The following is a 24,664-nucleotide window of genomic DNA, read 5'->3' on the forward strand; positions in this document are numbered from 1 at the left end:
ATTTGGCAAAGTTTTGATTAAAATTTTATCATTGCGATCTAATGTAATGAATAAACAAAAAAAATTTGACTTTTATAAGGATAAACGTTTAACCAAAATTTAATATAAGATCTGAATTTTGTAATAGTAAATTAATATTTAAATCATTTCAGATTGTTAAGTGATTGATTTGGTGTATTTTAATTAATATTCCTGTATGCAATAAAAATTTGCCAAATTACACTTTTTTTTGAATTAGAGAAAAAAATAAGACTATTGTTTATTTAATTTATTATTGAATACTTTGCATTGTAAATCAGACCAATGAAAAGAGCATCCATAAAAGATATTGCCAAAATTGCCGGAGTTTCCGTGGCAACTGTCTCGTATGTTCTTAATAAAAAAGAAGGACAGCGAATTAGCGAAGATACCAAGAAAAAAATTTTTGAAATTGCTGAAACGATTAACTATGTTCCAAACAAGATTGCCAGAAGTCTTCAAAACAACAAAAGTAAATTGCTGGGTTTGATTGTTGCTGATATATCCAATGATTTTTATTCCAGCATCGCTAGACATCTGGAAGATAAAGCTTTAAAATTGGGTTACACCTTGATTATTGGAAGTTCTGACGAAAATTCTGAAAAATTTGAAAAGCTGATTGAACTTTTCTCTCAGCAGCAGGTGGATGGGATGATCGTTGCGCCAGTGGCAGGTTCTGAAGAAATTCTCCAAAAACTAATGGCGAAAAATTATCCGCTTGTGACAATAGACAGGTATCTGAAAGGAGTTAATATTCCCGGCGTGATTTTGAATAACCGTGAAGTTGCAGAAAGCACAACCAATTTCCTTTTGCAAAAAGATTTTGATCAAATCATCTACATTGGCTATGAAACGAAATTGCCACATCTTTTGGATAGACAGTATGGTTTCGAAACCACCATTTCTGAGTTTGGAAATGGTATTGTAAACAAAAATATTCTGGTCGGTTTAGAAAATATTACCCAGGAAATACAAACTAAGCTTAAAGAAGTTTTAGGAAAAAAACCACAGAATACTGCACTGTATTTTTCTAGTAATAAGCTTGCTGTAGCGGGTTTGGCTTATCTTGTGAAAAATAACATCCAGGTTCCTAATGATGTTTCTGTTGTTGCTTTTGATGAGACAGAGGCGTATCAATTATTTCCGGCCGAGATCACTTATGTAAAGCAACCTTTGGAAGAAATGGCAGATGAAGCTGTGAAATTATTGGATATGCAGATCAATCAATACAGTTCTACAGCCAAGAAAATTACCCTTCCCGGAATGCTTATTATTCAAAATTCTACAAAATAATTTTTTTATCAATTAACTTAAACGTTTAACCAAATTATGAATACCAATACTAATTCTTATGCCGTATGTTTCGGAGAAGTTCTCTGGGATATTTTTCCTGCCGGTTCCAGAGCTGGAGGCGCACCTTTCAACGTAGCTTATAATCTTGATAAAATGGGTCTCAACGTCCAGATGATCAGCAAAATTGGTGATGATGAGCTTGGCAACGATCTTCTAAAACAAATCAAAAGCTGGAACATCTCTACAGATTTTATACAAATAGATGAAGAAAGACCCACAGGAACTGTTCTTGCTAATTTTGATGAACAAGGCGAAGCGCATTATGATATCGTACAAGATGTAGCTTGGGATCACATCAAAATTTTACCGGAACATAAAGTGCTTGTTACCAATGCTGAAGCTTTCGTTTTTGGAAGTCTGATCGCGAGAAATGAAGTGTCGAAAAATACTTTGCTTGAATTAATTGAACATTCAAAATTCAGGGTTTTTGATGTGAATTTTCGTCCGCCTTTTATAGATTTTGATTTTGTAAAAACACTACTCGGTAAAGCTGATCTTGTGAAAATGAACAAAGCCGAATTAAGACAAATTATCGAGTTTCTTGGTGAAGAATATGCAGATGAAGACAAGAGTATGAAGTTTATTCAGGAACACTTTGACCTGAACGAAATTGTGCTTACCAAAGGCAGCAAAGGTGCCAGGTATTTTGTAAAAGATCAGAATTATACTTTTCCTGCAGTTTCCATAGAGGTTAATGATACTGTGGGCAGCGGAGATTCTTTCCTTGCGGGCTTTTTATCGAAAAGAATTCAGTGCAAAACGGCTGATGAGATTATGAAACAAGCCGTTTCATTAGGCGCATTTATCACATCAAAATCAGGTGCTTGTCCGGATTACACCTACGAAGAATTCAAGTCATTCCGGGAAGAGCATTACAGTCAAACTATTTAAATACATACTATGAAAACTACAAAATTTACAGAAAAGAAATACTATGTCATACTGGCATTTGTGATTTCACTATTTTTCTTTTGGGCGATTGCCTTAACAATGGGCGATGTTCTCAATAAGCATTTCCAGAATGTACTGAACATCTCCAAGTCTGAATCAGGATTGGTACAGCTTTCAATCTTCGGTGCTTATGCATTAATGGGCATTCCTGCGGGGTTGTTTATGAAGAAATTTGGGTATAAAATGGGCGTTATATTAGGATTATCGCTCTTTGCTCTCGGATCTTTTCTTTTCATTCCGGCAGCTAATCAGATGTCATTTAATTTTTTCAGAATAGCACTATTCGTTCTGGCAATGGGAATGGCAACTCTGGAAACCGTGGCTCACCCTTTTGTAGCAGCTTTAGGAAATGAGAAAACCAGTGATCAACGCGTTAATTTCGCACAATCTTTTAATGGATTGGGAGCCATTATCGGTCCGCTTTTGGGAGGTTTTTTCATCTTTGGGAAATCTGGTTTGGGTGATAACTCATTAGATTCTGTAAAAGATCTTTACACCTGGATTGGCGTTGTGATCTTAACGATTGCGATTATTTTTTCTTTTATCAAAGTTCCAAATCTCAAAGATCCTCACGCAGAAGATAGTATGATTTCTGAAAAAGAAAATGGAGTAGAAACATTGGTTTCAGATCCTCACGCTCCACTTTACAAGCAGAGGCATTTTATTTTTGCAGTAATCGCACAGTTTTTCAACATCGCTGCACAAGGCGGAACCTGGGCATATTTTATTAATTACGGAGTAGAAAAAATGAATCTTCCAGAAATTGAGGCGTCTTATTACTTTTCTTTAAGTATGGCAATGATGATGATTGGACGTTTTGTAGGAACATTTTTAATGAAATTCATAGCGCCCAATAAGCTTTTGGCAATTTTCACAGCGTGCAATATTGTCTTATGTCTTATTATTTCTCAGAGTTTCGGCTGGGCATCTTTCATCAGCTTAATTTTACTGAATCTCTTTTTGAGCGTGATGTATCCTACCATTTTTAGTCTTGGACTCAAAAGATTGGGCAACAAAGTGCCACAGGCTTCTTCATTCCTTGTAATGGCGATGTTTGGAGGGGCAGTTTTTCCACCTTTGATGGGGAAAATTGCTGAGAAAGATATTGCACACGCTTATCTTCTTCCAATCATTTGTTATGCTGTTATTTTATTATTTGCTTTAAAATTCTACAAGCCAAAAACGCTTAAATAAAATGAAGAACTTCAATGTTTTTAAATACAGCTTTTGGTTTTTATTAATCATCAGCCAGATGACGAACGCACAAATTGTGATCACCAATAAAGATTTTTCTTTCGGCACAACAGGTAGAATTGGCGTAGGATATTCTCCGAATGCAGATGGAAAAACCGGAAGACAACTGAATCTTAATAACCAAGGATCATTGGGAGGAAGAATGGATCAAGGCGATTACGTCGATTTTTTACCGGCTTTTCACTTCACACCTGTTGTGAATGGCGACAGTGCAAAATCAACCAAGATTGATATGCAGGCAAGATTGAGTTTCTATTCTGGTGGTACTTTTCTTGGGAATGTAGATTCAAAATCCAATCAGGGAATGATCATCGCCCTGCCGGAAGCTTTTGTGGAGGCTCGAAATATTATGGGAAGCGATTGGGATGTCTGGGCAGGATCACGATGGCTGAGATATGATGACGTGCATATTGCAGATTATTTTTACTTCGATGACCATTCGGCGACGGGTTGGGGATTGAGGCATAAAAATACCAGATTCTCTATGTTTTTCCCGGCAGCGATTGATACCGCAGCAAGTAACACCACGCCGTATTCTTACACCAATGTCATTAGTGGAACAAAAAATTTAATCTACAGACAAAGAGAAGTTTTTATTTTGGAACAGATCATTCCATTCAAAAATACTAATCATAAACTGAAACTTCTTGCAGAGTTCCATAACGTAGATCAATCTGGAAAAAACTCAATGGAGCAGTATCCATCTGATCAAGGCTGGGTTTTGGGAGCTAAATTTAATTCTAATTTAAAAACAAAAATCGCTGGTTCTTTCAACCAAATTTCTGTAAGATACGGAAGTGGAATTGCCAACGGAGGAGACAGTGGAAACACCCAGACCTGGCGAACTTACGGTGCTCCCGATGAAGAGACCAAAACCTACAAAGATGCTTATTCATTTTCGGCGGTAGAGCATATTTTGTTGAATCTTTCCCATAAATGGTCTGCCAATGCTTATGCCGTTTTTACTATGAGCAAAGGCGGATCAAATAGTAATAACAAAGCGATTGATTACTTTCAAAGAGAGATTTTCAACAAAAAATCAGAGTTTAATACAGGTTTAAGAGCGACTTATTATTTCAATAATTGGTTTCATATCCTTTCAGAATTACACTTCGCAACAAGGAAAGACGGTAATCAGAATTCAGCTTCTATGACAAAACTAGTTTTAGCGCCAACCATTGTTCCCACTGCTGAAAGAAGTGTTTGGGCAAGACCGCACATTCGTTTCATTGCAGAAGTTTCACGGTATAATGATCAGGCAATAAACAGTTTGTACTCTCCATTTCTACAGCAATCCGGAGCAAAGAGATTCGGAACTTACTTTGGTGTGAGAACAGAATGGTGGATTTTCTAATTAAAAATTTAAAACTAAAAAAATGAAAGTAAAATTTGGTGCTTCACTATTATCCTGGATCACACCCCAATGGACACCCGAAGCAGGAAAATATGCGATTGAAAAAACAGCAAAAGCAGGATTTGATTTGATTGAAATTCTTTTACCAACATCAATGGAATTCAATTCAAAAGAGGTAAAACAACAATTGAAAGATCATCATCTGGATGTCGTCTGTTCACTAAATCTTCCTAAAGAAGCGCATATTGCATTCTATCCCGAAGTTGCTGAGAAATTGATAAAACAAGCTATAGACAAAACTTCAGATCTGGAAACAGATTTTCTCGGCGGTGTGCTTCACGGTGGAATTGGCGTTTTCTCTGGAAATCCTTTAACTGAAAAAGAAGCTGAAATTATTACAGAAGTTTGGAGTAATGTCGCAGATTACGCCAAAGAAAAAGGCGTCAACATCGGAATTGAACCCATTAACCGTTACGAATCTTATGTCTGTAATACGGCAGGAAATGTTCTGGATTTAATTAAAAAAACGGGAAAAGATAATTTGTTTCTTCATCTCGATACATTCCATATGAACATTGAGGAAAATAATTTTTATGATCCAATCATTCTCGCAGCACAGCAATTGAAGCACATCCACATCACAGAATCTCATCGCGGAATGCTGGGCGAAGGAACGGTGAATTGGGAACAACTTTTTAAAGCCTTAAAAGAAATTGATTTTGAAGGAAATCTGGTTTTAGAAAACTTCTCATCATCCATTCCCGGAATGCAACAGATGGTTTCTTTGTGGCAAAAATCACCTTATAAAGCCGAAGAATTAGCATTAGCAAGCTTGAGTTTTATGAAAAGTCATTTTAACAAATAGTTTCAAATTAGGATTACTAATTTAGGAGCAAACAGAGAACTTGTTTAAATGGTATCAAAATGATTTCCGCCAACTTAAAGAGAGTCATATTATCGAAATGGTTAAGGCATTTTTCCGTATTTTAGGGTTGGGGAAAAGAAAAATGTCTTGGTTATTTTATTTTTTAATTATTTCTAAACAGACTCTAAGAATAGAAAACTTTTGAATTTATAGTACCGAAGAATCCTCAAGTTGTAAACTTGGGGATTTTTTTTGTTTACAGATGAAGCAATATGATCATGTTTATTAGAATTGTAAATAAATTTTACCGTTGCAATAGGTTGGAAATAAGAAACTTGCTTTTATTTTGATCCTGATCCTACTCTTGCAGGTAACTGCAGGATAGCAGAAATTAATGATAACAATACTTTTAAGAAAACTAAAATATGAGAAATATCATGTCTTTTTGATGAAGCCATTTCTCAGTTTTAATATAAACTAATAGTTAATAATTAATAATCCACCAGACAGAGAATGAAGAAATCTATAGTAGCTTTAGGTATTTTATTTAGTACCACAGGTTTTATCTTCGCACAGGAAAAACAGACGACCAATTCGGTTAAAGACAGTTTATCCAATCCCAATAACAAAACAAAAGACATTGAGGAAGTAGTAGTGATTGCTTATGGTACGCAGAAAAAAGGAGAAGTTACCGGTTCTGTTGGCAGGGTAAACGCTGAGACATTTAAAGATCGTCCAATTGCAAGAGTAGATCAGGCGTTAACAGGTCAGATTGCAGGTGTAAAAACACGTTCTACAACTGGAAAACCAGGAGAAGCGTTGGAGGTTAGGGTGCGTGGTAGTGCTTCTATTTCTGCAAGTAATTCTCCTGTTTATGTGGTAGACGGAATGGTGGTAGATGATTTGGGAAATGTGTCTCCAGACGATGTGCAATCGATTGAAGTACTAAAGGATGCTGCATCCACTGCGATGTATGGATCTCGAGGGTCTAACGGTGTAGTAATTGTGACAACAAAAAAAGGAAATTCAGGCAAACCAACATTCAGTTTCTCACAATATTATGGTGTGCAGACCATTGAAAAAAAGCTGGATATCATGACCAGTGCAGAATGGATAGACTATGCATCAGAATCCATCAACAAAAGATGGGTTGCTTTGGCACCGGGAAATTTAGCATCAGATAGCTACGCAAAAAGAGCGAGTTATTTTAATTTAGCCAACAATACAGATTATAATTTAGCGAACGTTAATTTTATGGTTGATCCTCGATGGGGAACAAATCAGGTGGCAAATATAGATTGGCAGGATGCATTTTACCGTCCCGCAGCAATTCAGAATTACCAATTGTCTGTTAGAGGAGGAAACAAGAATGTGAAATATGCCATTTCTGGAGCGTATTTTGACCAGGAAGGTTTAGCTTTAAATACAGGTTTTAACAGATTTAATTTGAGTGCAGTTATCGATGTTAATATTTCAGACAAATGGAAAGCGGGAATTTCATTAAGACCTAGTTACTCAAAAAGTTATGGTGCTGCCGTAGACGGAAAAGACAATGAAGCGCACAAAATGCTTTCTATGGTTCCTGTAGCTGAATTATCTGCCGGACTTTATACGAATTTCTGGAAAAACAACAGGTACAGATGGGCGGGTTCTACAGTAAGCCCAATAGGAACTTTAGAAAATACCACAAACGATACCAATGAGTTTAGATTATTGTCTAGTTTATACATGTCTTATGACATTATGCCGGGGTTAAATTTTAAAATCTCGGGAGGAGCTACTAATAATTATAATATTAACACGGGGTATATCCCGACTTTCAATTTGCTTACCAACATTCCGGGGCAGGTAAGTACAGCCAGCCGCAGAACTGTAAACTACAACAGATATTTGGGAGAGGCATTATTAAATTATAAAAAAACCTTGGGAGATCATAGTATTGCAGCCATTGCAGGTTACAGTACAGAATATTACAGAACTACAAACCAATACAACAGAAACAGAGGTTTTCCTAATGATGATTTGAAAACATTTAATTTTAACCAATCTACCTCAGTTCTTAATTCAGAATATACGGCTTCAGCGTGGATGTTGATTTCTTATTTTGGTCGTGTAAACTATGATTATAAAAAGAAATATATGTTATCTGCCAGTATTCGTAGAGACGGTTCTTCAAGATTTGGATGGAACAATCTTTGGGGAACATTTGCAGCATTCGGAGGTGCCTGGAAGATTGATGAGGAAGAATTTTTGAAAGACAAAACTTGGCTGAGCAACCTGAAGTTGAGATACAGTTGGGGCGAAAACGGAAATAATTCAATTGGCGATTACAGAGCATTCGGAACGTTGACGGGTGGGAATTATTCATTCGGTGGAACGCTTTCTAATGGTTTGGTACCCAATACTAATCGAAATAATGATTTAACTTGGGAAAAAACAAGATCTTCAGATTTTGGTTTTGAATTGGGATTGTTTAAAAGAATAGACTTCACTGCAGATTACTACATCAAAAAAACAAATGACCTTCTTTTACAGCAGCCAATCCCTTTCCTTTCTGGTTACGCAACCATGTGGAAAAACGTTGGGTCTATTGAAAACAGAGGTCTAGAACTAGACTTAGCTACAAAAAACCTAACAGGAGCTTTCAAATGGAATACATCGGCAAATATTGCATTTAATAATAATGAAGTATTGCAGTTGGGTAGTGAAAATGCACCCATTTATACAGGTTTCAGCAATAGTACAAACATCATACAAGTAGGCCAGGCATTGAATTCGTTCTATCTTTACGAAGCAATTGGTGTTTTGTCTTCGTCAGATATTGCCAATACAGGAATTGCCAAAACAAGTGGTGCAATTGCAGGAGATGTAAGATACAAAGATGTCAATGGAGATGGAATCATCAATGAAAACGACCGTTACATCATCGGAAGCCCTACACCAGATTACTATTGGGGCTTTACCAATACATTTTCTTATAAAAACTTTGATCTTTCAGTATTTTTCCAAGGACAAAAAGGGGGTTACAGCTACGCATTGCTAGGCCGTGCAATAGACCGGCCAGGTATGGGAACTACAACCAATGTGATGGGGAACTGGGCAAACCGTTGGCGCTCTGATGCAGAACCAGGAGATGGGAAAACACCAAGATTAGATGGTACTACAGGAAGTCTTTTAGATACAAGATGGTTGTATGATGCTACTTATATTCAATTGAAAAACGTGACTTTAGGATACAATTTTGATCAGGAATTGGTAAGTAAACTGAAAATTTCGAATCTTAGATTGTATGTCAGTTTAGAAAATGTTTGGAGAAAAGATAATTATTATGGTGGTTACAACCCAGAATCTGTGCAGTCAGACGGTACAGATTACGGAGCATATCCTAATGCGAAAGTATATATGATGGGATTAAACTTTAACTTTTAAAATTTAAAAAAAATGAAAATTACTTCTATTAAAAATAAATCGTTCCTGAATATGAAATCTCTTACCAAAGCATTAGTTTGCGGAACAATATTACTGGGAATGCTGAGTTGTGAAGAAGATTTGATGCTTGAGCCGGAAAATAACATTACTCAAAATTCTTTTTACTCTACAGAATTGCAAATCAACCAAGCACTATCAGGTGTTTATTCTGCAATGGTAAATGCTTCTTCAAGAGGTGGATATGATGTTAATTTTTATCTCTTGGCGTCAGAAGTTCGTTCCAACAATTTTACTGCCCTTTCACAAAACGGAAACAGAGATTATTATGCAATCAATCGTTTTCAAGATACCTCCTCAACAGATGAGATAGAAATTCTTTGGGAAGATGCATACCAGCAAATTTCTTATGCCAATATGCTTTTGTCTAGAATAGATGGGGTGTCATTTGCAGATCCTGCAACCAAAGAGCAATACCGCTCAGAAGCTCGTTTTTTGAGAGCTTACGCTTATTTTGAATTAATGCGAAGCTTCGGAAAAGTTCCTTTGGTAGATAAACCGGTAACGCCAGAAGAAGCTGCAAAAATACCTAGAACAGATTTGGCAACGCTCTACAACTTCATTACATCAGAAATTGAAGCTTCTGTTGCAGGTTTAAAAAATATTCACGATGCAGCAAACAAAGGAAGAATTACAAAATCTGCCGCTCATGCGATGTTGGGAAGGATCTATCTTACAGGATCTGGTTTTCCGCTCAATAACAGTTCTTATGCCGCAAAAGCAAAAGAACATTTGTTTGCAGTAATTCAGGCAGAAGGCCAATTTGTTACTTTTGCTCCCGCTTACGCAGAATTATTTAAAAGTGCCAACGACAATAAATACCATTTATTTGAAATTCAACACATCAGCGGTGGTTTATCTCAAGGTTCTTATTTACCAAGTTACGTTTCGCCAAATTTTGGTACTGCAGATCCGTTGTACAATGCTCAAAGTAGCTTGTTCAGTTCTGCAGAGCTTGGTGTATCACAATCTTTGATAAACAGCTACGAAACGGGAGATTTAAGACGTGCTATAACGATTAAAACCAACTTCATCGCTACAAACGGACAGCTTGATAACGCCAATTATTTCATTAAATTCCGTGAACCGGGAAAAGTAATATCCAGCCGTTATGATTGGCCAATCAACTTCCCAATTATCCGCTATGCAGACGTTTTTTTGATGTACGCTGAAGTTTTAAATAATGAAGGAAATACCACTGCTGCTGTTCCCTACCTAAATAGAATACGCCAAAGAGCAGGATTAGTTGCTGTTCCCACAACTATTTCAGCTGCAGATTTCACCACGGCACTTCGCAAAGAAAGAAGGGTAGAGTTTGCCGGGGAAGGGGTTTATTGGCATGATCTGGTCCGTTGGAATACGGGCGTTGCGGTAATCAATCAAGCTGCTGCACAACTGAATTATAATTATACGATTACAACAAACGATTATTTGTATCAAGTGCCTTTATCTCAAATTCAGGTGGCGGGATATGATCAGAATCCTTAGAATAACTTTTTGAAATTTAAATATGAAATCCTTGAGCTCATGCTCGAGGATTTTTTTGATTAATCAGTTCCCTATAATTTTAGACAATTTTTATCTAAAAAAAAACGCATTTTCCGCAATCTGTAATCATTGAAACCCTTTGTATTTTTCCTAATTTTACGCCTTTACCAATAATTCTTATAATCTTAACAGAATCGGTAAATTTTTATTTGAGAAACTTAAAAACGGTTAGTTGTAAAAAAAGTTGTGAAAATATTTACGCAAAAAATAGGGATTATGATTAATAATGGACCATCAAAAAAATAAAAATAATGAAAAATAAGACCATTTATATAAGTTTAATATTTGCGAGTTTAATTATGCTGTCTTGCACATCGCAGAAAATGAACTACGGAACAAAAACTGAGATTAATGATAAAGCAGATTCTGCAAGATCTTTAGCTAAAATAAAATACATTAAAAGGCTTGATTATTCGGATTTCAAAGAAGGTAAATTTGAAAATGAAAAAAGTGCCGTAAATTATCGTCTTCTAAAACCTAAAAAAATTGAAGAAAGTAAAAAATATCCTTTAATTTTAGTATTCCACGGTTCTGGAGCGATTGGCTCAAATAATGCTTCTCAAATGGGAGTTTTGGCGAAAATGTGGCTTCTTCCGGAAAATAGAGAAAAATATCCGGTGTATGTTTTGTCACCTCAGTTTCCACAACGTTCATCAAATTATCATTTGGATAAGGATCGTAATGTCTTGGTTTCGCAATCCAGCGAATATCTTGATTTGGTACTCAATTCTTTGGATTCTTTTATTGAAAAAGAAAATATTGACAAAAGCAGAATCTATGTGATGGGATTTTCAATGGGTGGATCCACAACTTCCAACGCAATATCCAACAGACCAAATTTGTTTGCTGCAGCAATTAATATTTCCGGAGTTTCTCAGTTTGATAAAATAAATACACTGCAAAATATTCCAATTTGGATGGTTCACGGAAGTCTTGATACTGAAAATTCACCTAAAAGTAATATGAAATTTTTTGAAGAATTGAAAGTGAATGGAAATGTTTTTTTCTGGGAATTTAAAGATAAATACCACAACAATATTTTATCTGCAGAACTGATTGATGAAATCCCAAAATGGCTGATGAAACAACATCAATAGCATAGAATATAATTTTCATAGTAATATTCTCAAAATATAAAAAAATAAAAACTCATTTAGGATAAAATCAAAAAATATATAGCTCCTAAGGTGATGTACATCTTAAAAGTAATGACTAGGATGAAAATTTTTAAAAACTGTATTTACTTTACCCTCTTTTTTTTGAATTTTAAAGACAGCTGGTATTGAAAAAAGTTTTTACCGCTACTTTCGCACTAAAATGAAGAAATGAAATATCCTCTTAATAGTGACTTACAAAAGCCAAAATTGATATAAACCAAATGTTCAAAATCAATTTAAAAAATAATAAACAAGATCTCAAAAAAATTGAAACTACTACAATTATTACTGGTTATTTTTCTCTGTTCTAATTTATATGGGCAAAATACTTTCGTGTTTTTGGGTTCATTTAATTGGGACAAAGAAAAGGAGGGGATTTTTGTCTACGAATTAGACACTATCAAAGGAAATTTGTCAAAAGTATCATCCATAAAAAACATCAGAAATCCTTCTTTTTTAACGCTTTCTCGCAATGGCAAATTTATTTTTGCTTGTACAGAAAGTAAAACTGAAAATGCAGGCAGCGTCAGTAGTTTTGAGTTTAATCCTGAAAATAAATCTTTCACCTTCATTAACAGCCAAAAAAGTGGTGGCGAAAATCCGGTTTATTTGTCTGTTCACAAAGATGGGAAATGGCTGGTTAATGGTAATTATACAGAAGGAAGCGTTTCTGTATATCCCATTTCAGAAGACGGGAAAATTCAGCCTTTTGTACAGAATTTTCAGTTTTCTGAGGGGAGTGTAATTAAGGGAAGACAAGATCGTGCTCACATTCATTCTACAGTATTTTCTCTAGATTACAATTATCTTTTTATGGCAGATTTAGGCGCAGATAAAATAAGATGTTATCATTTTAATAAAGATAAAAACAAACCTGTAGAAGCTTGCCACAAACCATTCATCAAAACAAATTCTGGTAGCGGACCAAGGCATTTTACATTTCATCCTAATGGGAGATTTGCCTACCTTATCGAAGAAATGGGCGGCGCTGTAAGTGCTTATCAATACAACGATGGAGAATTAAAAACTATTCAACGAATTGGTACGCATTCTGATCATTTTAAAGATGGTTTCGAAAGTTCAGACATCCATATTTCTCCCGACGGAAAGTTTTTGTATGCCTCAAATAGAGGGGCAGAAAATAATTTAGCTATTTTTTCTATTGAAAATAACGGAACTCTAAAATTAATTGGATATCAATCTACAAAAGGTAAACATCCACGGTTTTTTTCCATTGATGAAACTGGCAAATTTGTGATTGTTGCCAATACAGGTACAGGAACTGTTGTTGTATTTAAAAGAAATTTTGAAACAGGATTACTCAAAAAAGTAGGCAGAAAAACTAAGATAAAAAATGTTTCTGCTGTACAAATAAAAAGATATTAGAGTAAATTCAGACAATTTGGCATTCAAGAGGGTGTGTTTTTAAAATAAAAAATCCCGAAGCGCAATTTGCCTCGGGATTTTTTCTTGATATGAATAGTTGATTTAGTGTTTTTTGAATAATATTTCATCCATTTTTGTCTGATTTGTGTAAATTTTTTGAAAATTTACTGGCATATATTGGTATAAAATATTCCATTGGTGGGTATCTGTTTGTTTTTTAAAGCTTCTGAAAGATCTTACGAAAAGGTTTTCAATAATCTGTTGTACGTTGTTTGTTCCGTTTCTGTAAAGCCAATCCATCATTTTCATGTTATGATTTACGATATTAATTTTTGACTGTTGAAGTAGATTTTTCAAATGATTTACCGTTGCCTGAATTACTCCGGCAAAATTATCTTGTGCAGAAAGTTGCACAATTTCGTTTTGTATAGTAGGGTAGAATACTTTTAAATGTTCAATTGCGGCATTTTCATTAATGGTTTTCATCTCCATGTTCTTCATTTTTACAATTTTTTTACATTTTTAATAGAACCAAAACTGTACCAATTTTAATGGTTGGCATAAAGTTTTTTTACACACACTAAGAATAGATTGAAATTTTAGAATTTCTTCAATCTATTTATTGATGGTAATTACAATGTGTTTATTTTTCACTTTTGTATGTTTTAATATTCTGTTGAATAGATTTTGAATGTAAATTTGTATTCAATTTTCACTTTTCATGTAACCAATATTTTGGATGATGAAATGAAATTTAGTTGCAGACATTTTTTTTTAAAAAAAATTAAATAATTGGTTAAAGTAAAATGATATTTAGTCTTTTTTAATTTTCAGATTAAATATATTTGCAATCCATAAAAAATCATTGATGTTTACAAAAATTGTTGTTCATAGAGTAGGAAATAAAATCAACGGAGAGTCTCTTTTACTTTCACAAGAAGAGCTAGAATTGGATGAAGGAACGGTAGAAATGCTTGAGAATTATTTTTTAGGTTCATTCAAAAGTGAAGAAACATATCAGTTCTACAGCGATACTTATTTGGTAAATAACCCGGTTTACAGTGCGGTTTCAGAGATTTTTGAAGATAAAAACAAGTTTCTTTGGGAAGCAGAAAATATAGCCAAACACCTCTTTGAAGCGGCAGAAAATCCTAGAGTTCAAGGCGGAGAATTATTTATTGTATTCTTTGAGGATGAAAGAGAAGGAGATGACAAAGTAGACAAAATCGGAATTTTCAAAACCGAAAAAAGAGATTCTTTTCTAAAAATATTCCCTAAAAATGAAACTTTTGAACTTGAAAAAGATCAAGGAATCAGTTTGTCTAAAATAGATAAAGCCGCACTTATTTACAATAACGGTAAAGAAAACGGTTATGTACTTTCTGTTGTAGATAATAACAAAAACGGAGATATGTATTATTGGTTTGAAGATTTTCTAAAGGTAAAACAACGCGACGACGAATATTTCCATACTCAAGAAGCCTTAATGGTTTATAAAGATTATATCACCAAGCAACTTCCCCAAGAATTTGAGGTTTCCAAGGCAGATCAGGCAGATTTTTTGAATCAGTCTATTAATTTTTTTAAGGAAAAAGAAGAATTTAAATTAGATGAATTTGCTGCAGAGGTTTTGAAAGATGAGCATGTAATTGAGAGTTTTAATAATTTTAAAACAGATTATGAGCAGGAAATGCAAATTAATATCTCGGAAGAATTCCCAATCAGTGAGGCGGCAGTAAAAAAAACACAAAGACATTTTAAAAGCATCATCAAATTAGATAAAAATTTCCATATCTATATTCATGGAGATCGAAAAATGCTGGAACAAGGTCAAGATGAAAAAGGGAAATTTTATATGTTGTATTTTGATAAAGAAGTTTAAAAAAATAGGGAGACACTAAAAAAAAGCGTTATAATAAAAACACTATGGAAAAAAGTGACAAATTTATTGGTGTATTTTCGTTGGTACTATCAATCATAGGAATGGTTTGTGGGCTTTATACATTTTATGGTGTTTGGATTGAAACTTCGGATTTTAATTTCTTTACAGGATCCAAAATTTTTCATTTGCTTTTTGCATTCAGTACATTGAATCTTGATTTTTCTAATAAATTTGACCATTTAGAAATCTGGAGCTTTATTTTTTACACATTACTTTTTGTAGGGTCGCTACAATTTTTAAAAACCAAAGGAAGAGAAACGCGTCTTTTAGGCTTTGTATTTTCTGTAATATTTTTAAATGCTATTATCATATTTTTACAAAGTACAATTTTTAAATTGTTTTTTGTGAAATGGGGAAATTACACAGCATTTCAGATTTTTAATTCGATTTATTCATCCATTATTTTGGTCGGAATGGTAATTGTTAGCTTTAGAATTTCGAAAATTATAAAAAGTAAAAAAGAAATAGACATAATAGAAACTCAGTACAGAAAGAGTATTACCGATACTTCCAGATGGCAAAGATTTTTTCATTGGATAATAGATTCCACAATAATGGCTCTTATTTTTATCCCGATTATTATTTTTCTGTCCCATGGTTTTATAGACTCTGATATGTACAGAGAAAGTGAAAGTCTTCAAATGTTTTTCAGAGGCAAAGCTGCTTTGTATGTTATTACTTTTGTTGTTCTTTTTATCTACTATCCAATTTCAGAAATCCTTTTTGGGGCGTCTCCGGCAAAGTTTCTCACAGAATCAAGAGTAGTAAATTCCAAAGCAGAATCTCCCAATTTCTCAAGTATTTTTCTTAGAACTTTATGCAGAAATATACCTTTTGATGCCTTGTCTTTTTTTTCGCAAAGAGGTTGGCACGATTCACTGTCTGAAACTTATGTAGTGAAAGAAAAAACAACAGGTTTCAAAACCAATAAACTTTTATGGATTTTGCCATTTTTAATAATTTACCTTTTGATAATGTATTTTGGAAAAGAATATTTTACAAGATAGGCAGGCAATCAGAAAAATACGGTAAACACCCCTTTTCGTTTCAATTCTTTTAGAAAATAATTTTTTACTAATACGACTTAGTCATAAAATTTAGTCACAAAATTTAGTATAAGTAACTAGAATATTAATTTTATTTTCAATTCAACGTTAGGCAAACTCTAAAATTCAGTTGAGGACTGCAAAAACGAGATTTCAGATTTAGGGTTTAATTATCAATAATCTAAAAATAGTATCTAAAATACAAATTTAATTGATGATTATTTAAATTGTGACAAGTATATTAATTTTATGTTAAATTATTTCAATTTTTTATTAAAAACACCTATAATTTTATAAATCGAATCTCAATCATAATCATTTGATTATATTTAGCGTTATATTTGATGCCTTAATTACAGATATGAATTTTGTAGAATGTCATGACGAGCCCATACATATTCCAGGGCATATACAGAGTTTTGGTTACCTTATTGGCGTTTGCACAGTTACCGAAACAGTAAACTTTTGCAGTGCAAATATCGTCGATATCTTTTCCTTAGACTCAACTGAGCAGCTGGTTGGAAGAAAATTATCAGATTTTCCTCAAATTCATGAGGTTTTATCAAAATCCCAGATTTTCAATTCTCTCGGCGATTATACCAAACGTGAGAACGAAACTTACTTTGATAAAATTGTTATCAATCAAAAAAAATACCATTTTTCACTTTTTAGAAACGGACAAAATGTTTTTCTTGAATTTGAACAAGCAATAGAAAATCCTTATAAAAAAATCAGTAATAAATATGACAATTTTTATGTCATAGATAACGACCAAGGCATTTGGGATCAGTTACTGAATACAGTTTCAAATATCATCAATTATGATAGAATGATGGTGTATAAATTTATGGATGACGGTTCGGGAAAAGTGATTTCAGAAATCAACAACGGGGTTTTAGAGAGTTACATGGGGCTACATTACCCGGAACACGACATTCCTAAGCAGGCGAGAGAGCTGTATCTTAAAAAACGAAAAAGAATCTTCAGCGATGTATATTCTGAACCTGTACCTATTGTAAGTAAAATTGATGCTATTGATCTTGTGTATGTAAGTGCAAGAGCAATGTCGCCTATTCATGGTCAATATGTGAAAAATTCGGGAGCAGCATCTAGTTTCAGTATTTCTATTATTATTGATGATAAACTTTGGGGACTGGTGACTTGCCAAAATAAAAATCAAAGACATATCGACTTAGAAGATAGAGTGCAAGCAGGTATTTTTACCGTCTTGGCATCTAATGCTTACTCATCTTTCAGATCAAAAAAAGATCTTGAATACCGTCTTGATTTAGCAGGTAAATTATCTGTTTTGAAGTCTGAGTTTTTAAAATACAATACACTTTTTGAAAGCTTAGCTTCTAATAAAATAGAACTTAAAAATCTGCCAAAAGCAGACGGTTTTGCTATTGTTTCTGATGCAGATAAAGTAACGGAAGGAATTGTTCCACCTTATGAGACAATACAGAAAATAATAGATTGGGCTTATGATAATACGGACGAAAACATCTTCATCAGCAATAGTTTTCTTAAAGATTATAAGGTAGAGCTTGGTTTAGATTTTAGATCTGCGGGAGTAATTATTTATTTTGTAGAAAGAAGTAAAAACGAAATTCTTATTTGGTTCAGAAAAGAGTTTGATGAGCATATTAATTGGGCAGGGAATCCCGAAAAAACAATTGATGTATTTTCTCAAAACGGAATAGATTGTAAAATAGTGTCTCCACGCTCTTCTTTTCAGATATTTACCGAAAACATTGTAGGAGAATCCAAGAGATGGAGTTCTAGAAGTGAAATAGCTGTAAAATCGATACGAGATTTGATTTTAGAGACATCTCATAAACAATATGTTACAATAAAAAAACTGAACGATCAGCTTAAGAAAGTGAACGAAGAGCTAGATAGTTTTTCTTATACTATTTCGCATGATCTAGGCACGCCACTTACGGTAATGAAACTCAATGCGCAAATGCTCCTGAAAAGTTTTGTGAATGGAGAAGAAAAAGATAGAAAAAAAATACAATCCATCATCACTGAAATAGACAGTATGGCAGAGATGATGCACAATGTTTTACAACTCAGTCGTGCAAAACATTCAGACATTCTTCTGGAAAAAATAGATACAGAAGGTACAATAGAAAAAATCACCGAGAATGCTAAAATTACTTATGGCTCACCAAGAAGTAAAATAATCATTAAACAATGCCCAGAAGTGATGGCAGATCGTACTATGCTTCATCAAGTGTTTTTGAATATTATCAACAATGCAGTTAAATATTCTTCAGACAAAGAAGAGCCTGTAATTGAAATAGAAGGCTCGGAAGATGGAGATACTATTATTTATAGAATAAAAGATAACGGTATTGGGATTCCGGAAAAAGAAAAGCATAAAATGTTTAAGATTTTCAATAGGATGGATAATGCTCGGAAGTTTAAAGGAAATGGTGTAGGCCTGTCTATCGTTCACAGAATTATGAATAGATTGGGCGGAAATGTAGATTATGAAAGTAATAATGAAGGTACATGTTTTATATTAACGTTTCAAAAGCCTAAATTTGCCGAAATATAAATCTTTCAGCAAATTTTAAAAATGGTTTCAGAATACCTTAAACAACATACGGCAAATCTTCATGATGCTGCTGAGAAATTATTTAATTCAGATAAAATTTTCAATAAAACGTTCAATTTTGATGATTACAAAAAAATCATTAGAAATAATTATTTAATGTTGCTTAATTCTGAAAAACAAATATTTGAAAGTCTTTCGGTTAATTTTTCTAAGCAACTTCAGCTTGAGCAACGCAAGAAAATTTCTTTTATTGAGAAAGATTTATTAAGTCTTGGTCTAGAAGCTGAGCAGGCTTTACATAAAGTAGAAATATCAAATCAATACGAAGCTCTAGGGATGCTTTACGTAATTGAAGGCTCTACCTTAGGTGGTAATGTAATTGCAAAACAACTTTCCAAAACTGAAGGTTTTGAAGATGTAACGTTCAATTTTTTTGGATGTTACCTAGAAAATACCGGTATGATGTGGAAGAATTTTAAAGAATTTTTAGATTCTGAAGTAAAGCAAGAAAACTACAATGAAGTACTTACTGGAGCCAAAAAGTTGTACACACTACTATTAAAGATGAATTAATTTTTTTAAATTTTAATTAAAATTCCCGAAAGATTGCTCAATTTTTCGGGAATTTGTACATTTGGGAAGCAAAAATTAAACTTATTAAAAACAATAAATAAATATATTATGAAACTATAAAGTTCCATGATACCATTAAAAACAATAAATAAATATATTATGAAACTATAAAGTTCCATAATACCATTAAAAACAATAAATAAATATATTATGAAAGTAACCGTAGTAGGTGCAGGTGCTGTAGGAGCAAGTTGTGCAGAATACATCGCAATGAAAGATTTCTGTTCAGAAGTAGTTTTAGTAGATATCAAAGAAGGTTTTGCTGAAGGAAAAGCAATGGACTTGATGCAGACTGCATCTTTGAACGGATTTGATACAAAAATCACAGGTACCACAGGAGATTACAGCAAAACAGCAGGATCTCATGTAGCAGTAATCACTTCCGGGATTCCAAGAAAGCCAGGAATGACAAGAGAAGAGTTAATCGGTATCAATGCAGGAATTGTAAAAGAAGTTACTGAAAACTTAGTGAAAAATTCTCCAGAAGTAATCATCATCGTGGTTTCTAACCCAATGGATACCATGGCTTATTTGGTACATAAAACTTCTGGTCTTCCTAAGCATAAAATCATCGGTATGGGTGGTGCTTTAGATTCTGCAAGATTCAAATACAGATTGGCTGAAGCTTTAGAAGCTCCAATCTCTGATGTAGACGGAATGGTAATTGCCGCTCACAGTGATACAGGCATGCTTCCTTTATTGAGCAAAGCCACTAGAAACGGAGTTCCGGTAACTGAGTTTCTTGATGATGCTAAACAAAAATATGTAATTGAAGAAACTAAAGTAGGAGGTGCTACTTTAACCAAATTATTGGGGACTTCAGCTTGGTATGCTCCGGGTGCTGCAGTTTCTGTAATGGTTCAGGCAATTGCTTGTGATCAAAAGAAAATGATCCCTTGTTCATTGATGCTAGATGGAGAGTATGGAGAAAGCGATATCTGCTTAGGTGTGCCGGCAATTATCGGGAAAAATGGTGTAGAAAGCATCGTTAATATTTCTTTAACTGAAGAGGAAAAAGCTAAATTTGCTGAAGCTGCAAAAGCAGTAAGAGAAGTAAATGGTGATTTGAAATTCTAATAATAATTATAAATTACACATATTCTGCACATCCAAAGGGTGTGCAGATTTTTTTTGCTTTATTCGAGAAATAATTGGTATATTTATGAAGAATAAGTAATTGTATTTTTTTCTATGTACGACGTCACAGATCAGCTTAAGAAAACAGGTTTTAGCATTAATAGTATAAAACGAATTATTGAGCGAAATAATGGCAGTTTAGAGATTAATACCCAAGAATATTTCTGTATTCTGGTTGCAATGGATGATTTTGAAATCAGTATTCAAGGAAGAGTATTAGCTGTAAAAGACGGCAGTATATTGTTTGCAGGGCCACATAAGGAGGTTTGTCTGAAGAATGTGGAAGGCAAAGAAATTTATAATATAGCATTTTCAGCAGCTTTTTACGAACAAAGTTCTATAGATTCTCTATTTCTAAATTCTACACTTTTTTTCAACTACGAATCTGATGTTTTTGTAGTTCCCATGACTTCCGAGAAAGACATTATTAGAGAATTTATTATTCATAGACTAGCAAGATTTTTAGATAAAAGTGAGACACTTTATATTTCGGCAGCCCATCACACCGTAAAAGCTTTGATTTTGGATGCATTGTTGTTTGCGGATGATCAGCAAATAGAGATTACAGGCAATCTTGATTATGTTTCTTGTATAAATAGATTCCGTGTGCTTTTGCAAAAAGATTTTAAAGAACATAAAATTGTTTCCCACTACGCAAAATCTCTTAATATAACAGCCCGAAAACTTACGGAAATATCCGAATTTGTAACTGGGAAAACTGCAAAACAAATTATTATAGAGAAAGTAATCGCAGAGTGTTATAAAATGTTGAAATATAGTGGTTGTACTATATCCGAGATTTCATATCAGCTTGGTTTTTCCAATGAAGGAAATTTCACCCATTTTATAAAAAAGAATACTGGCAAAAACCCAAGTGAAATAAAGGTTTTGAACAATTCTACTATTGTTATAGATGCCTATTGAATTTAATAATTGAAATTCTTAACATATCCTTAATTGGTTTTTTTTGCAATTGTAATTTGCGGTTCATAATAGTATAGTTTTTGAAAATATTTGAATGTTTTACTACTTATGACTATTTTTCAATTTATATAAATGTTTATTGATCAATAAAATTGTGAGAAATTTAATGATAAATTAATATGTCGAGAATAATTATTTTAAAATTGATGTAAATAGTTATCTTTTAAATAAATATTATTATTGTTGGTAATTTATCTATTTTTTTATATTTATATTGAATAAATAATGGACATAATTGTTTATTTTTTAGTTATTAATAAATTCTTTTTTTGAAAGTTTCTAATTGAAACAAAAAAAAATTACAATTTATTTATCTTTTTTTACAAACCTATCTTTTTGTATTGGTCTTAAATTTGCAATTGTAACAAACACACGATTTTAAGTAATAAAATTATTGTTATTCAGATATGAAACAGATAAATTAGTTGATTATAGAGATCTTTGATTACTAAATTAAAATAATTAAATAATTATTTTAAAAATGTATATAGTATTCATGATTTTTTCTTCAAATTTAAAGTTGTAATATTTGATTAATAATATTTCAAAAGATGATACAAAAAAAAATGATACACTCTAATTCAAAAATTCCTTCCAGAAGTGATTCTATAATTATATAATCACTATCTGCACTTTCTAAACACTTACACCCTAAAAACATCCTCTTACATTTGTGCACATACTTCGTATGCTGTGCTATAGTTTTATAAAAAATACTATAATTTTTCCCTTATCGGAAATTTTGTAACGTTATTTTTTGTGAAATAATTTAATCTTTTATTAATGATTTTCTATACTGAAAAGTATGGTTACAGAATTTTTATGCTTATGTTTAAAATTAAATTTTTACTTTATCTAGTTGTTGCTTTGGTGTTTAGCGCAAATTTTAAATCACAAACTGTGTTTTTTGAGGATTTCGGAACTGCCACTACAAGGCAAACTTCACAGTACATGCCATCTGGAAGTTTTTCTTTTGGGGCTCCATACAATCCCTCTACCAATACAAACTATGATGTTTACATGATTAATAATAATCGATATGCGGTGGTTGCTCCGGGATATATAAAATCTCAAATAAAACCCAACGGAAACGAATATTATTTTTGGACTGCTGCCTATAATGCTACAGGGCTTGATGCTTTAGGATTAACACCTCAAACTACCATTGTGAGAGATATGTCTGGTACATCTACAGGTGCCGTTATGGTGGTGAATGCTGGTACTACACTTAATAATTTTTATGAAAGAAATGCGTCGGTAGAATTGGGGCAAACCTATAAAGTTTCATTTTATGCTTATTTGGTAAATAGCCCAATGAGTATCAGCCTAGAGGTAAAAGATCTTGTAACAGGTAATGTTTTGGGAACTGTGAACTCCAACTATGTAAACACTCCAAACACAGGAGGCAATTGGGGAAATGCTTACGAACTCTACTTCAAAATGCCAGTTTCGTCTTCTGCATGTGTAGGAAACCAAATCAAAATTTCTCTAAGGAATAATCTATCACAAAACGCAAATAATGATTATTATATAGATAATATAGCATTAGAAAAGGTATCTAATACACCTGCAAACACAATTACGGTAGCCTGCCCGTCTAGTTACACTCTAGATTCAGACGGTGATGGAATTGCAGATATTTGTGATCTTGATGATGATAATGATGGTATTCTTGATATTAATGAAAACAGTTGTGCGCTTATCGGGCAAACAATAAGAATAGGCTATATCCCCAATTCTAGAGATGCAGACATCGATAACGGATATACTTTTGATGGCCAGTGGATGAGTGATTCTGGAACTCAAAAACTAATAAATACGGCTAATTTTGGCACAAACGGAACGGTAAAAGCAAATATTACATTGGTTCCTATGACGGGTACAATTACAAAAGCTTCTATTACAAATATGAATTTGAATGCAATCTTTCTTGGGGGTATAGATAATTCTGTGAATTCTTATCTCTCCAATGCGGAGCTTGATGCAATCAAAGATTGGTCTGATGATGCACTTCAGAATTTTGTTGTCGTTACACAAATTCAGGCTAAAGCTTGGGGCGCAACCATTACACAAGGAAACGTAAATCCAGATACGCCAACTTCTTATGGAAGTGCGTCGCCAATATTCAGAGGACCATTTGGTACTATTACATCATTTAATCAATCAGGAACTTATCAGGCGTACTTTAATTCTATTAACTCGGTTTGTTCGCCGCAACCTCTTGCTACAGATTCAAGTAACAGGGCGGTTATGTATATCGATGGGCTTTACAATGATTTAATTATAGCAGATGTTGATATTCTTACAAAACTGGGTGGAAGTAATGTGACGACAGGAGGCAATATCAACTCTAATGGAGATCGGCTTTTTGCAAATATTTGGGCATTTGTAGTACAACAATCATTTTGTGGAGATCTTGATACTGATCTTGATGGAATTCCAAACAGACTTGATATGAATTCTGATAACGATGCATGTTTTGATGCTATTGAAGGCGATGAAAACGTAATTTATTCGCAAGTAAATTCTCTTGGAAGCATTATAGGAACTGTTGATGCAAACGGAATTCCGGTAATTGTAAATTCAGGAGGTTCTGCAGATATTGGTAGCGATTCCGGACAAGGAATTGGCGTGTCGCAAAATAAAAATATTGACGGATGTGCTTGCTACAAAAACTCAGTAACATCAGGTTTAGGATTAAGCACAAATTCAGGAATTACTTCTTTGCAAAGAGCAGGGGCTACAAACGGAAACTGGCCAATGGTAAGAAAAGGAGCATGGACTGTAATGGAATCTAAAAGCAAAGGTTTTGTTCCTAACAGACTTACAAACCAGCAAATTGCAAATATCCCGACAGCAGATCTTATTGAAGGAATGATGGTTTATAACCTCAATTCAGATTGTCTTCAAATCAACATAGATGGAACGCCGACCGGCTGGAAATGCTTCAAAGATCAAACCTGTCCGGATCTTTACTAAAATAT

At 33.5% G+C, this 24,664-nt stretch carries 17 protein-coding genes; 16 read left to right on the forward strand and 1 reads right to left on the reverse strand.

Annotation, left to right across the window (positions count from 1 at the left end; translation table 11 throughout):
- Nucleotides 1–303 precede the first annotated feature (303 nt).
- The 9 genes from BW939_RS04295 (at nt 304) to BW939_RS04335 (ending at nt 13,372) form a co-directional block, all read left to right on the forward strand.
- Entirely contained in the window at nt 304–1,311 is a 1,008-nt protein-coding gene (locus BW939_RS04295) for a LacI family DNA-binding transcriptional regulator (RefSeq protein WP_076450236.1), read from the forward strand.
- Nucleotides 1,312–1,347: 36 nt separating this feature from the next.
- Nucleotides 1,348–2,262, forward strand: coding sequence for a carbohydrate kinase family protein (locus BW939_RS04300; RefSeq protein ID WP_076450237.1), 915 nt, complete (start codon nt 1,348–1,350; stop codon nt 2,260–2,262).
- A 9-nt stretch (nt 2,263–2,271) separates the two neighbouring features.
- Nucleotides 2,272–3,516: an L-fucose:H+ symporter permease gene (gene fucP / locus BW939_RS04305; protein ID WP_076450238.1), complete on the forward strand. Its 1,245-nt coding sequence runs from the start codon at nt 2,272–2,274 to the stop codon at nt 3,514–3,516.
- Nucleotide 3,517: 1 nt separating this feature from the next.
- On the forward strand, nt 3,518–4,930 hold the full coding sequence (locus BW939_RS04310) for a carbohydrate porin (RefSeq protein WP_076450239.1): 1,413 nt from the start codon (nt 3,518–3,520) through the stop codon (nt 4,928–4,930).
- 22 nt (nt 4,931–4,952) lie between these two features.
- Nucleotides 4,953–5,795, forward strand: coding sequence for a sugar phosphate isomerase/epimerase family protein (locus BW939_RS04315; protein ID WP_076450241.1), 843 nt, complete (start codon nt 4,953–4,955; stop codon nt 5,793–5,795).
- A gap of 513 nt (nt 5,796–6,308) precedes the next feature.
- Nucleotides 6,309–9,224, forward strand: coding sequence for a SusC/RagA family TonB-linked outer membrane protein (locus BW939_RS04320; RefSeq protein WP_076450243.1), 2,916 nt, complete (start codon nt 6,309–6,311; stop codon nt 9,222–9,224).
- A 12-nt stretch (nt 9,225–9,236) separates the two neighbouring features.
- On the forward strand, nt 9,237–10,769 hold the full coding sequence (locus tag BW939_RS04325) for a RagB/SusD family nutrient uptake outer membrane protein (RefSeq protein ID WP_076450244.1): 1,533 nt from the start codon (nt 9,237–9,239) through the stop codon (nt 10,767–10,769).
- 311 nt (nt 10,770–11,080) lie between these two features.
- Nucleotides 11,081–11,926, forward strand: coding sequence for a carboxylesterase family protein (locus BW939_RS04330; RefSeq protein WP_084566592.1), 846 nt, complete (start codon nt 11,081–11,083; stop codon nt 11,924–11,926).
- A 327-nt stretch (nt 11,927–12,253) separates the two neighbouring features.
- Nucleotides 12,254–13,372, forward strand: coding sequence for a lactonase family protein (locus tag BW939_RS04335; protein ID WP_228417124.1), 1,119 nt, complete (start codon nt 12,254–12,256; stop codon nt 13,370–13,372).
- Nucleotides 13,373–13,474: 102 nt separating this feature from the next.
- On the opposite strand, the gene BW939_RS04340 is transcribed toward BW939_RS04335, so the two are convergent.
- Nucleotides 13,475–13,873, reverse strand: a complete 399-nt coding sequence (locus BW939_RS04340; RefSeq protein ID WP_076450249.1) for a DUF7674 family protein — start codon at nt 13,871–13,873, stop codon at nt 13,475–13,477.
- Nucleotides 13,874–14,240: 367 nt separating this feature from the next.
- Between BW939_RS04340 and BW939_RS04345 the strand changes: the two genes are divergently transcribed.
- The 7 genes from BW939_RS04345 (at nt 14,241) to BW939_RS04375 (ending at nt 24,659) form a co-directional block, all read left to right on the forward strand.
- Entirely contained in the window at nt 14,241–15,254 is a 1,014-nt protein-coding gene (locus BW939_RS04345) for a nucleoid-associated protein (RefSeq protein WP_076450251.1), read from the forward strand.
- Between the two features lie 44 nt (nt 15,255–15,298).
- Entirely contained in the window at nt 15,299–16,321 is a 1,023-nt protein-coding gene (locus BW939_RS04350) for an RDD family protein (RefSeq protein ID WP_084566594.1), read from the forward strand.
- Between the two features lie 400 nt (nt 16,322–16,721).
- Complete coding sequence (locus tag BW939_RS04355; protein WP_076450254.1) at nt 16,722–18,926, forward strand: ATP-binding protein; 2,205 nt, start codon at nt 16,722–16,724, stop codon at nt 18,924–18,926.
- A gap of 21 nt (nt 18,927–18,947) precedes the next feature.
- Complete coding sequence (locus BW939_RS04360) at nt 18,948–19,499, forward strand: biliverdin-producing heme oxygenase (protein ID WP_076450256.1); 552 nt, start codon at nt 18,948–18,950, stop codon at nt 19,497–19,499.
- A 210-nt stretch (nt 19,500–19,709) separates the two neighbouring features.
- Nucleotides 19,710–20,636 carry a malate dehydrogenase gene (locus BW939_RS04365; protein ID WP_076450258.1) on the forward strand — a complete coding sequence of 309 codons (927 nt, stop codon included), beginning with the start codon at nt 19,710–19,712 and terminating at the stop codon, nt 20,634–20,636.
- Between the two features lie 114 nt (nt 20,637–20,750).
- Complete coding sequence (locus BW939_RS04370) at nt 20,751–21,620, forward strand: helix-turn-helix domain-containing protein (RefSeq protein WP_076450259.1); 870 nt, start codon at nt 20,751–20,753, stop codon at nt 21,618–21,620.
- Nucleotides 21,621–22,463: 843 nt separating this feature from the next.
- Complete coding sequence (locus tag BW939_RS04375; protein ID WP_076450261.1) at nt 22,464–24,659, forward strand: hypothetical protein; 2,196 nt, start codon at nt 22,464–22,466, stop codon at nt 24,657–24,659.
- The last annotated feature ends 5 nt before the right edge of the window (nt 24,660–24,664 follow it).

Origin of the sequence: Chryseobacterium piscicola (assembly GCF_900156685.1) — a bacterium.
In the GTDB taxonomy this organism is placed as follows: domain Bacteria; phylum Bacteroidota; class Bacteroidia; order Flavobacteriales; family Weeksellaceae; genus Chryseobacterium; species Chryseobacterium piscicola.